The 11,865-nt window shown below is 62.4% G+C and carries 13 protein-coding genes; 1 reads left to right on the top strand and 12 read right to left on the bottom strand.

The window, feature by feature from the left end:
• Positions 1-40 precede the first annotated feature (40 nt).
• The 3 genes from VES88_01775 to VES88_01765 form a co-directional block, all read right to left on the bottom strand.
• Positions 41-1,369, bottom strand: coding sequence for an MFS transporter (locus VES88_01775; GenBank protein HYN80204.1), 1,329 nt, complete (start codon positions 1,367-1,369; stop codon positions 41-43).
• A 76-nt stretch (positions 1,370-1,445) separates the two neighbouring features.
• Positions 1,446-2,060: a DUF4126 domain-containing protein gene (locus VES88_01770; GenBank protein HYN80203.1), complete on the bottom strand. Its 615-nt coding sequence runs from the start codon at positions 2,058-2,060 to the stop codon at positions 1,446-1,448.
• Between the two features lie 54 nt (positions 2,061-2,114).
• Entirely contained in the window at positions 2,115-3,008 is an 894-nt protein-coding gene (locus VES88_01765) for a YdcF family protein (GenBank protein ID HYN80202.1), read from the bottom strand.
• A 1-nt stretch (position 3,009) separates the two neighbouring features.
• Here VES88_01765 and VES88_01760 point away from each other — a divergent pair, with 1 nt between their 5' ends.
• Complete coding sequence (locus VES88_01760) at positions 3,010-3,513, top strand: hypothetical protein (protein ID HYN80201.1); 504 nt, start codon at positions 3,010-3,012, stop codon at positions 3,511-3,513.
• On the opposite strand, the gene VES88_01755 is transcribed toward VES88_01760, so the two are convergent.
• The 9 genes from VES88_01755 to VES88_01715 all read right to left on the bottom strand — a co-directional run.
• Positions 3,510-4,538 carry a methyltransferase domain-containing protein gene (locus VES88_01755; protein HYN80200.1) on the bottom strand — a complete coding sequence of 343 codons (1,029 nt, stop codon included), beginning with the start codon at positions 4,536-4,538 and terminating at the stop codon, positions 3,510-3,512. The two genes, VES88_01760 and VES88_01755, sit on opposite strands and share 4 nt — an antisense overlap.
• Positions 4,531-4,953, bottom strand: coding sequence for a hypothetical protein (locus VES88_01750; GenBank protein ID HYN80199.1), 423 nt, complete (start codon positions 4,951-4,953; stop codon positions 4,531-4,533). Before VES88_01750 ends, VES88_01755 begins: the two co-directional genes overlap by 8 nt.
• Before the next feature lie 2 nt (positions 4,954-4,955).
• Positions 4,956-7,442, bottom strand: coding sequence for a penicillin acylase family protein (locus VES88_01745; GenBank protein HYN80198.1), 2,487 nt, complete (start codon positions 7,440-7,442; stop codon positions 4,956-4,958).
• Between the two features lie 31 nt (positions 7,443-7,473).
• The gene (locus tag VES88_01740) at positions 7,474-8,187 is read right to left on the bottom strand and encodes a hypothetical protein (GenBank protein ID HYN80197.1); all 714 of its coding nucleotides are present in this window, start codon (positions 8,185-8,187) and stop codon (positions 7,474-7,476) included.
• A 39-nt stretch (positions 8,188-8,226) separates the two neighbouring features.
• Positions 8,227-9,036, bottom strand: coding sequence for an SDR family oxidoreductase (locus tag VES88_01735; protein ID HYN80196.1), 810 nt, complete (start codon positions 9,034-9,036; stop codon positions 8,227-8,229).
• Between the two features lie 36 nt (positions 9,037-9,072).
• A complete protein-coding gene (locus VES88_01730; protein HYN80195.1) occupies positions 9,073-9,468 on the bottom strand; it encodes a hypothetical protein in 396 nt (131 codons plus the stop codon).
• Between the two features lie 172 nt (positions 9,469-9,640).
• On the bottom strand, positions 9,641-10,693 hold the full coding sequence (locus VES88_01725) for a hypothetical protein (protein HYN80194.1): 1,053 nt from the start codon (positions 10,691-10,693) through the stop codon (positions 9,641-9,643).
• A 231-nt stretch (positions 10,694-10,924) separates the two neighbouring features.
• On the bottom strand, positions 10,925-11,284 hold the full coding sequence (locus VES88_01720; protein ID HYN80193.1) for a prepilin-type N-terminal cleavage/methylation domain-containing protein: 360 nt from the start codon (positions 11,282-11,284) through the stop codon (positions 10,925-10,927).
• 280 nt (positions 11,285-11,564) lie between these two features.
• Positions 11,565-11,865, bottom strand: a 301-nt coding sequence (locus VES88_01715; GenBank protein ID HYN80192.1) for a hypothetical protein, incomplete at its 5' end; no start/stop codon positions are given.

Raw genomic sequence — 11,865 nt, 5'->3', positions numbered from 1 at the left:
ACCTTTGCGCGCAGGTCGCCTGCCGGGCGACGAAAGCTGCTCACGCAGCGTCGGGCCGCAGCTCGTCGATCTCGTCCCAGATGCGATGCTTGTGGCTCTCCTTCAGGTAGAGCGACCCGACAACAAAAGTCAGCAGCGCGACCACGATGGGATAGATGAGACCAGCGTAGATATTCCCCGTGCGCGCGACAAGCGCAGTCGAAATGAGCGGAAGAAACCCGCCGAACCAGCCGTTGCCGAAATGATACGGCAGTGACAGCGACGTGTACCTGATCTTCGCCGGGAATGCTTCAACCAGAAACGCCGCGATTGGACCATAGACCATCGTTACGAAGATCACCTGAATGAAGACGAGTGCAGTCAGCATCGGAGCGTTCAACGGCTCGGAGAATGCCTTCATCGCCATGTAGATCGGGTAATACGAGAGAGCGGCAATAAGATTTCCCGCCATCATGATCTTCTTGCGCCCGATGCGATCCGAGAGCGATCCGAAGAAAACAAACAGCGGAGCGCCAAGCAGAAGCGCGATCGCAACAATTACATAGGCCGTGCCCAGCGGCACCTTGAGAACGGTCTGAAGGAAAAACAGCGCGTAGAACTGACCCGTGTACCACACGACCGCCTGCCCGGCGGTTGCACCGAACAGAACGAGCAGGAATACCTTCCACTTCGGCCAGGTCCCGAAGCTCTCCTGAATCGGACGTTCTGAAGTCATGTTGGCATCCTTCAGCTTCGTGAAGAGCGGCGACTCCTTAAGGCGCACCCGGATGTAGTAGGACATGCCGACGAGCACGATCGACAGCAGAAATGGAATTCTCCATCCCCAATCGGCGAACGCTTCCTCTCCGACGGCGCGCCGCACTACGAGGATCACCACCAGAGAGACAAAAAGTCCGAGAGTTGCGGTCGTCTGAATGAAGCTCGTATAAAATCCGCGCTTGCCGTCCGGCGCATGCTCGGCGACGTAGACGGCCGCTCCGCCGTATTCTCCACCGAGCGCGAGTCCCTGCAGCAACCGCAGAAGAACGAGAATGATTGGAGCCGCGAGGCCAATGCTCGCGTAGGTCGGCAGCATACCGATTGCGGCGGTGGAGCCGCCCATTATCAGCAGGGTCAGCAAGAAGGCGAATTTCCGCCCGATCATGTCACCGATTCTTCCGAAGACCAGCGCCCCGAGCGGGCGCACCGCGAAGCCAACCGCAAAAGTCGCGAGAGTCTTCAGGAAGTTCACGGTGGTACTTCCCTCGGGATAAAACTGCGTGGCGAGAATCGTCGCCAGACTTCCGAAGATGTAAAAGTCGTACCACTCGATCATCGTGCCGGCCGAAGAGGCGGCAATCACCTTCCAGATCTTCTGCACCGGCTCCACGAATCGCTCCCGCTGAGAGGAATCAGTCCGGCGGCTGGGTGCGGCCGGATGGGTCAGCGATAAATGTGCGAACTCTTCATGGCGTGCGCACTACGCCGTAAACGCCCTTCCTCCATTCTCCGCTCAGCAGCTTGCGGAGCGTGATGATGATCCGTCGAACGACAAGGATCAGAAGAATTAGAACTAGGATGGCAATGGTGAGCGTGATGTAGGGATGCGTCCAGATGAAGATTCCGATGCTCGCGATCGTGCCAAGCTCGGCCATGTTCGCAATTCCGTTGGAGACGGGCTCGGGAGAGCTGTCCACCGCGTAGCGCAAGCCGAGCTTCGTTCCATGCGTCGTGAGGGCGAGACCGCCTCCGAGCAGGCCCGCAGCGACGAGAAACACGGGATTGAGATTGTAGGCTGTCGCTACCGCGAGAAAGGCAGCCGCCGGTGGCCTGATGACGCTCTGCGCCGTTTCCCACGCGCTTGCCAATCCAGGCACGAGTGTGACCAGGAACTCGAGAGCGTAGAGAATCACTGCTATCGAGATGACCCAGAGGTTCCCGACAACGCCCAGCACGCCGGGAAGAGGCTCGATCCATCCGACGCGCTCCGAAACGCCGAGAACCGCGACAGTGGCCGGAAGATTGATGCCGGCCGCATAAGCGACGCCGAGCGATTGAACTACAGTGGTGACAGAAGTCATCCGGGGCCTCCGTGAGATGATCTCTACGGAGCATGATTCACACCGGTTTCGGCCCTACATCCATCCGAGCTGTTTGTACCGAATGGTCCCGGCAGTCTCGTAGAGCCATCCCTGGAACGCTCTGACTCGATCCTCAGGCTTCCTCAACGTGTTGAGAGCGATCTCGCGCGATTCCGCCGCATGGCAGCTCACGACGATTCCGAGCTTCTCGAAGGTCGCGCATGTACGCCGAGTGTGAAGCGGTGACGTGACGACTACAACACGCTTCCACGCCCTTGTGCGAAACAGCATGGCGGTCCTCACCGCTTCGTCGCGGGTGCTGTGCGTGAGGCCGGAGAAGACGACCCTCGATTGCGCGCCGCGCACGAGCGAAACGATCCGGTGGTGATCGTCGCGCTGAGTCACGAGGCGCGTCCCGACGCTGTCCGCCTCACGCGGAAGAACGAGCACCGGTGCAACGCCCCGGTTCAGCAGCTCGAGGCCTTTCAGCAGGCGGTCCGTTGCCTGCGGCAGTATGAGCCCGTCGTCGCTGGTCCCGGCGGCGAGCACGACAATCGCATCGGCATGGGAAGGCAGCGGATCGCTGCGAATGAGCGAGCGCGCCGGCTCGACTATCAGCGGAGTGTATCCGACGATGACGAGCAGCACCGCTTGCGCGACGACAACGGCCGCCAGCACGCCTCGCAATCCGGCGAGGCCCATGACGATCCCGAGAAGCGTAGCCGGAAACAGTCCGTCGAACGCGCCGATATGAAACACCCACGGAACGCCGAGCGTTAAGAGGAGAAGCCAGAACGCGACGCCGAGAATTCCGCCGTCGATCGCCATCATCCACCGGGGCCGCGGTCGCTTCGTGGCGCTCGTGGTGTGCGTAGCAGCACCCCTCGGTGACCCATAGATTTCATCGCGGGAGCTTCGCGCAGGGTCGTTCACGATTGGAGTTGTCACGATGTACAACCTAAGCCTCAGTCAAGCGCCAGCCGAGGGCATCACGCGGGATCAGCTGCGCGAGCAGATCAGGGCGCAAGTGGAGCAGGCAACCCGGGAGGCTCAGGCGGCAGTGCGCGAGGCACAGGCGGCGCGCGCCCGCGCGGACGCTCAGGGAACCGGAGTCGCCGGCGGTCCGGAAATGCCGGCGCCGCCCATCGGAGTGCCGACGATCTCCGTTAAGGGAATGCCCTGGGAAGCCGATATTCCGCCGCGGGTGAAGGACGTTTCAATTGCCTTCTTCGTGACGTGCGCCGTGATCATCGTCGGATTTCCAATCATGCGCGCCATCGGAAGGCGCATCGAGCGCGCCGCCCCGGTTCCGGCCGCCATACCGGCCGAGATGCAGGCGCAGATGCAGCATCTGATGCAATCGGTCGACGCAATTGCGATCGAGGTCGAGAGAATCTCCGAGGGCCAGCGTTTCGCTGCGAAGATGCTGGCCGAGCGAAAGCCCGAAGCCTAGCTCCGCGCCGTCGCGCGCTCTCTGCAAATGAGCGCGTTGTGCGCCTTGATGTAGCCCGCCCGCAGGATGTCGAAGCCATTCTCCCACGCGTACAGCGCGAGCTGTCGAGTATCCATCAGCTCGCGATACCCGTAGTTCATGTAGTCCGAGAGAATCGTGTAGAAGGCGCGGCCGCGAACCTGGTTGCGCGGCGTCGTAATGATCACGTAGCCGCCCGGTTTCAGAAACCGGCGATGAAACTCGAACGCCACCGGTTTGTGCTCGTCGGGAAAATGCTCGACGAGTCCGATGCTGACGACGATGTCGAATTCCTTTCCGTAGCTAAGGTCGCGAATGTCGGCGACCTCGTAGTGAATCGGCATTTCCTCCCGATACCAGACGCGCCTGTGTCCAGTTGCGGGATCGACGCCAAGGAACGGATATGCCTCCGGGAAGAGTCCGAACCTGTCGGTCTTGCAGAACTCGTCGTAATCGACCAGAACGACTTCTCCGCCCGGATACATCGCGTTGAGCTGCATCGCCTCGTACCCCTCGGCGGCGCCGAGGAAAAGGATGCGCGGACGCTTCACGTCGAGGCCGTCGAATAGGGCACGCTTCCCCCGCGGATCCCAGACGGCATCCTCTACTCTGTGAACACGATTCCAGATGGCGAGACACAGGAGCTCATGCATCGTTTCACGCGCACCATGAACGTCCGCGTGCGCGAGCTGCGCAAGGATTGCCGAGCGCACCCGTGCCTGTTCCTGGGGAAGGTCGGTGATGAAGAAATGATGGAAGCTGCGATTGAAGCGCTCCCACCCTTCCTTCACGGGCATCGGCGCGCCGTGCTCTTCTTCCCAATCCTTTCGACCTTTCGCCCACCGCTCAACGCGATAAGGGCGCCCGACATCCCGCCACGCAAGACGAGACCAGTCGGTGGCGCTGAGATCCTCGAAGACATCGGGTGGAGTCTCACGCAGGTCCACCATGTAGCGGTCGAGGCGGCGATGCTCGCCGATGCGATGACGTCCAGTCGTTTCAGGCATCCGCGACCGCGACCTCCCTCGCAGCGGCGCGCGGCTGAGGAGCCGACGCCTGCTCTTCCGGCTCTGCTGCTTTGCGAAACAGAGACTTCCGGATTGCGGCTCCGACGAACGAGGCGCTCCAGGCGAGGAGCGCGGCATAGATGATCGTAACGGCGATCAGTGCGACGGACGGAAATCCGAGGACTTCGCCAAAACGCGCAGCCACAATGTCAACCGGGCCACGCGCGGCATCGAGCAGCAGGACAGCGATCCATGCCGACGTTGCGCACATCGTCGCGAACAGCACGGGCCTTATGGTGTCGACAAGCGCAGCCCATGCGAATGCAAGAAGCGGGACCGCCCACCAGCCGAACGCAAACGTCGTGACGGCGAATGCCTCGGTCAAAAGCAGGAACTTCACCGTTGCTCTGAGCATCGCTAGCGCGGGTCGAGTCGGAGGATTGAGACTATTCGCTTCGGGTCGAGGTCCGCGCGCGTCTTCGGAAACAACACCGGAGCAAGCTCGCCTTTCTGCCACATCGGAAGCCTGTCCTTGTATCGTGGACTCGCGGGATTTCCGGACTGGCCGCCCGGATAGGTTGCCCACGCTCGAACTTCGGGACCGAGCTCGACCACCATGCGCCAGCTCGCTCCTTCCTTTCCGGAACCACCTGACGGACTCAGCGTCGAAGGCCCACCCTGGACAGGAACGCGGAGCGCCGACAGAGCGGGAATTTGCGTGAGATGATGAATGTTGGCGTGGCGCACGTTGGACCACTGCCATCCTGATCCCGACGGATCACCGTGAATCTTGAGCGCGGCAACAAGCGCGGCGCGCAGACTTGCCGCGACGATTGCATCACGTGTCTCGACGACGTCACGGGTGCGGCGGTCGTCCCACCACTGGCTGGCTGGGTCTTGCATGAGCTCCAGCAGCACCTGGCTCTCCGGCAACCCGAGCGCCTGCGCCGTAGTGCCCTTGTCGCGCTGCGGGCGCAGCTCGTCCCACGTCCGGGTTGCGAGGTCGTCCATTGCCATGTCGAAGAGCACTGCGCGTCTGTTGTCCGTGGTGTAGCGGCGGTCCCACTCCGCGAGAATGGCGGCTGCTCTTTTCAGCGTGGCGTCAGCTCGGCCCGCGCTGTCCTCGCGCGCGGCGGCGGCAAGAAACAGGGGAACGAATGCGTCGGCGCGCGCGCTTCCTGGATCGGTCTGGAAGCGGCGCATTGCGTCCGGGGTCACTGCGGAATCTGCGCGCAGCAGCTCATTGATGCGCATCGCGCGCCACGGTGAGAACCAGTCCGATCCCATGAAGCTCGGGTTCACGCGCGGATCGACGGGCTGCTGGTTAGCAGATGCCAGATAGCCCTGCGCAGGGTTCATCGCATACGGGTACTTCGATGGAGGGAGATACCCGAGCCAGTCGCTCGAAGACTTCGAGCCGTCGCGAACGACGTCGCCCCGTCCGTCGCCGGGACGAATCGGGTAAGCACCTGTGGAGCGAATCGCAATGTTGCCCGATTTGTCGGCGACCAGGCCGTTCTGAGTCGGCGCAAGATAGCCGCTCATGGCGTCGAGCCATTCGGTCGCGTTTCGCGCGTATCCCAGCCTGATGAAGTTGCTTGCCTCGTCCGACGGCTCCTGCGCAGTCCATCGCATCGACATCCATTTGCCGAGCTGCCGTGCCATCGCGCCGCGATGCGTGAAGTAAAGTGTGTCGGTGCGGATGACCGTTCCCTTCTGGTCACGGTAGGATTCGATCCTTTTTTCGAGCGGGCGCCAGACACCGTCAACCCGATAACGATTCGGCCGCACCGTGTCGTCGACAACTTCCGCGTAGTAGTCGTTCACGTCCGATCCGGTGTTCGTGAACGTCCACGCGACCTCGCGGTTGAAGCCGATGATGACGCCGGGCACACCTGGAAACCCGACTCCGGCAACATCGAGCTTCCCCGGCACGACGACGTGCATCTCGTACCAGATGGAGGGCAGAGTCAGCTCGAGATGCGGGTCGCCGGCAAGAAGCGCGTGACCGGCTGCCGTCCGTTTCGGAGAGACCGCCCAGTTGTTGCTGCCAAGCGCGTCACCGTTGTGGTTCGGCTTTTGTCGACCGAGGGCGGCGAGAACTGACTGTCGCGCGGCAACGGCCAGCATTGCGGCGCTGTCGGGAGCTCCGGGTGCAGGAATCGCCGCAACGTCGAATCGTGGCGCGCGCTGACCGTTCGGCTGGATTGGCTCCTGAATCGGACTGTTTACTGGATAAAGAGCGTCAGCCGCCGCACGACCGACCTTTGCCTGAGCGGCGAGACGGTTGTAAGTCGCGTCATTGAACGCCAGCGTCAGAGACATCTTCGAGAAGAAGCTCAGGGAATATATGGGCTCCCATTTACCCGGGGTTACTCCCAGCAGGCGGTATTCCATCGGCAGATCGCGCGGACGCATCGATGTAATCCACGCGTTGACACCATCGGCGTACGCAGAGATCGCTCGATGACCGATTGTATTTCGATTCGCCGCGGCGTACTTGCGCTCGGCACCCCAGCGGAGCCCGAGAGCGCGGGTTCGGCGATCGACGTTGAGAACATCAGGACCGATCCACTCGGTGAGTCGCCCCTCAGCCGCTCGCGTCTGAAGCTCCATCTGAAACAGCCGGTCGCGCGCCATGACGAAGCCGAGCGCGCGGAACGCATCCTCTTCCGTTGCGGCATACACGTGCGGTACGCCGCGATCGTCGAACACCACCTCTACCGGCTTGCTGAGGCCGGGAATTCTTCCCTGCTCGAGTGGCGGAAGATTCGCCGTCCTGGCAGTCGCCCAGACACCGTTGGCCGGATCCAGCAGCTTCCCGACCGGCGGCAGCTGGCCCACCGGCCGAAATCCCACGAAGAGAAGCGCGGCGAGCAATATCGCCGCGAGGCCCGCGCGCATCAGTAGTCTGCTCCCGATGCCGGCGCGATCACTACTGAGGCGTGATCGTAACGGGACTGGCCTTCACGTGAAGATTGTGATTCACCCTCAGGCCCGCGATTCCATCCGTGAGGAGCCCGACCTTGCTGACCGACGCGACTTGCTTCCCGTTCACCATGAATTTCACTGCGTCACCGGTCACCTGCGCCGCAAGCGCGTACGATGCTTTTCCCGACGCATCGGCCTTTGGTACATCGCGGGACGCCGTCCATTTGAGAACGTCGCGCGTCTTGTCCCCCTCGCGCACCTTCACGAGCAGCTCACCGGTTCCAGCGACGACGAAATACGTGTACGCCTGCGTCGGCTGGTCGAGATCCTTACCGCCGATAATCAGACCAAAGGCTTCGCGATGGGCGGGCTTCTCGAGTTGCTCGATCGTCGCCGACGCAGTGTAGTTCCCGCTCGCCGCATCCTGCGGCCGATACACGATGTGAGCCGGTCCGGTCACAATATCCCAGCTGCCTCCGCTCGCCGTGTATTTCGCGGCTGTGATCTGAGCTGACGGGTTGTCAGTGCGGCCGACGAATCCCGCCGGAAGGCCAGACCCGCCCGTCGCGCGGTCGGGATCGGAGCCCGCGGCCATCGTCGCCAACGTGTCCTGGCCGTCGGCCATGCCCGTGTCCGCCGCGGGGACGGTTTCTTTCGCCGTACACGCGTTGATGACGGCGAGACTAAAAATCGTTGCACCTAGGCCTATCGTGCGCATACCCGTTCTCCTCTGGTTTATAAGGTGAATATACGCGGGCTACCGCCCGCGCTCTATCGCCCGGGTCGCGATGCCATCGACGACGCCGGGTGCAACGAGCTTCATCCACTGCCCGATCCGGGCGCGTCTCGTCATCACAACATCACGATCACGATCAGCGGCAGCTTCGATTATCCGACGCGCGCATTCTTCAGCGGACATGACAGCCGCGTTGTCGATCGGGCGATGGCCGAGAGTCTTGCCCCCGGGTCCAAGCCCGCGTGAAGCGATGTCGGTGGCCACAAAGCCGGGATACGCGACGGTAACGCTCACACCGTCATCGGCCAGCTCGATGCGCAGTGAGTCGAAGAAGCCGGCCATTGCGTGCTTGCTTGCGGCGTAGGCGCTCCGCGTTGGAACGCCGGTTTTCCCCGCGAGACTCGATATCGCGACGATTCTGCCCCGCGTCCGCTTGAGGTGCGGGAGCGCGTAGTGCGTGCAGTAGACGCTGCCGAAGTAATTGATCTGCATCACGCGCTCGAGTGGCTCGACGCTTCCGAGCTCATCGAACCGTGCATGCATGCTGATGCCGGCGTTGTTGATGAGGGTGTCGATGCGGCCGTACTCCGCAATCGCCCGCTGGATCAATGCGTCACATTGCGCTTCCACCGCGACGTCTGTGGGAACGGCGACGGCTCGCGCGCCGCGATTGCGGACTTCCAGCGCTGCTTCTTCGAGGAGGGAGGCTTCTCGCGCGGCCAACACGAGCCATGCGCCCTGCGCCGCGAGCTGACACGCGAGCTCCCGGCCAATCCCGGCAGAGCCGCCGGTGATGACGACTACGTTCTCGCGGAAGACGTCCTCAGCCATGGGCGCTCGTAAATAACGAGCGCCCAACAAACGTCGCTAGTGCGCTTTCGGCTTCGCCTGCTGTGCTGAAACGGCGGCAATCTGCTTTGCGAGCATCTCGAGCGCTGCCGCGAGCGTGGCTGCCTGCTGGTCAACGACGAGCCGTGCCGCATTCACGGCGTTGGTGGCGACGGTGAGTGCAGCGACCTTCAGCTCGGGATCTTCGCTGACTCGCTTTACAGCCGCCTGGACTGTGCGGGCGAGCTCGTCGGCAGCGCGCTGGACGTCGGCGATCGTGACGGAATCGCGCCCTTCCAGCGTCGTGCCTTTCTGAATCCTGACCGGTTCCTGCGTTTTCTTGACGGACTGCTGCGGCTGCGACGTAGCCTGTGCCCGTAGCGCGGAGCTGCCCGCGAGGGAGACGGCAAGAACAACATATGCTGAGCGTTTCATTATGATATTCCGGGGGGAAATAGCGGGTTCAATGGTCGCGCGGAAAGTGCGCGATTCTGACGCTACACCTTTGACACCGGAGTGCCCAAAAGGGTTCGGAACCGGCCTGGGCGCACACGCGCCCGTCGCACCGGGACCCGGGGTCGAAGCCCCGGAGATGCTTGTTGAGGGGCTAGCGCTTTGACGCGGCCCGCGCGGACGCAACGCGCTTGGCCTTGGCACGGCTGGACTTCGCGGAGCGCGAGCGAGAACGCCGCCCCTTGCTGGACTTTCCGCGAAGAACCCATCGCGCGCGCTCTCCGCGAACGTCGATGTGAGCGAACGGACCTGCAGGTCCACTCGAGGGATACAGTCCAACACCACCGACCAAGTCGGGATATGCGCGGTCCACGCGCTCCACAGAAGCGAGCACCACGCGGACGTCCGCGAAATTTATCCGACCATCGCGATTCAGGTCGTCCATGCGGCCGTTGCCGTCACTATCTATGATCACGTCCGCGGCATCCCCGAACTGATGACGGCTGTCGCGCGCGCGCCCGCTGCCGTCCCCGAGCTCGAGGTTGTAGTGAGGCGTGCGAAAGCCGGAGAGAACGTGCATGCCGGCCGCGTGAATTCCGCGTCGCTCGAGATCCTGAATGACGAGCTCGAGCTTGTCGAGCAAAGGCTCACGCAGAACGACGTACTTGGGCCACACGTTAGCCTGGTCATGCGTGAGAAAATCGTGAAGGGAAAAATGCTCGGAGACACGCATGAATTGATTCTCGCGCGTCACCTCGATGAACCCGACAGGATTCTCGTACGCCTCGGAGCGCAGGCGACCTTTTTCCTCCGGCCAGTACCCTACCCGATATCCGCCGACCGAACCGGCAACTTTGTCGCCGAACGACTTCATGGTGATCATGGAAAAACGACCGACCTTGCTGGCGCCAGTGATCTCCTGAACCGTGGGGATGAGCTTGGAGGTGAACGCGAGGTTCTTGGAGAGAACCGGAATCCTGAGGGCGCGCGGCGGCAGAACGAACCTTGCCAGAAGCTTCCCGCTCTTTCCAGCCATGTGGACGACCATCCGGCGGAGGTTCGTGCTGTCGACGACGGGGAGCTTCGCCAGCGCCGCGACCTCGGCGTGAACGTCGCGCTGAGCACTCGCCTGGTCGGGCGCGAGGATCGCGGCGATCGGAATTGCAACGGTGGCAGCCGTGCGACTGCAGTATCCGAGAACGTTCAAAAAATAAATCTCCAGCCGGCCTGTGCCGGCCGGAGGTGAGGTCCGCCGTACTGACGGATCGAACGACGATTTGGTCACGCCCGAGTGGATCGGCGGACGCAAAGGAGGTCCCAACATAACAGTCGAGTGCGGACGACGACAGAAGTTTTTCACGCGAATTCCAGGTCGTAACCAAAAAAAACCCGCCGGGCCCAGGTCCCGGCGGGTTTTCCTGCTGTAAAGCTCAGCCAGTTATGTGCAAGTGATCAGGCCGTTGACTGAAGACGAGCAGGTCTTGGTCGTGAGCGAGTGCGTCGCGACAGCCGACCATCCGGCCGGCGGACCGGCAACCGCCGTCGCCGCCATCGTCACGTTCTGCGACGCCGTGAAGCCCTGCGCCGTGCCGTCGCCCGAGAAGTACGTGCCGGCACTGTCGGCAGCATAGCTCTCTTCGTACGTGGCGAGGTTGCGAAGGTCAGCCTTCATCGATGCGAGGTAAGCCTTCTCCTTCGTATTCGCGAACTTCGGGATCGCGATCGCGGCAAGAATGCCGATGATGACGACGACGATCAGAAGCTCGATCAGCGTGAAGCCCTTCTTGTTGCGTACCATGATCTCTCCTTTAGAGAGTTGAAATTCGCCAATGCGGTGCAGATCGGGGGGTCGGTCCGCCGGCATCTGAGGCCACTGTAGGCACGGCACGGACCACTTCAGATCCAGGAGCTCAAGTGCGCCGCCTGCAACGAGTTGACACGCTTATCGAAAAGCTCTGGCGTTGAAAAATTGCCGCATTCTGCGGCCAATCGGGCATTCCGCGCGTGGCCCGAGAAAGAAAACGAGCCCGCGGGAGAATCCACGCGGGCTCGCAGTGCAGTCGCGCACTCCGTTGCGATCAGGTGCAGGTGATAAGACCGTTCACCGAGGACGAGCAGGTCTTGGTCGTGAGCGAGTGCGTCGCCACCGCCGACCATCCGGCCGGCGGACCGGCAACCGCCGTCGCCGCCATCGTCACGTTCTGCGACGCCGTGAAGCCCTGCGCCGTGCCGTCGCCCGAGAAGTACGTGCCGGCACTGTCGGCAGCATAGCTCTCTTCGTACGTGGCCAGGTTGCGAAGGTCTGCCTTCATCGATGCGAGGTAAGCCTTCTCCTTCGTGTTCGCGAACTTCGGGATCGCGATCGCGGCAAGAATGCCG

The organism is Gemmatimonadaceae bacterium (assembly GCA_035633115.1).
Classification (GTDB): Bacteria; Gemmatimonadota; Gemmatimonadetes; order Gemmatimonadales; family Gemmatimonadaceae; genus UBA4720.
Note: the sequence above shows the minus strand (reverse complement) of the source record. Positions and strands in the feature narration are given on the sequence as shown.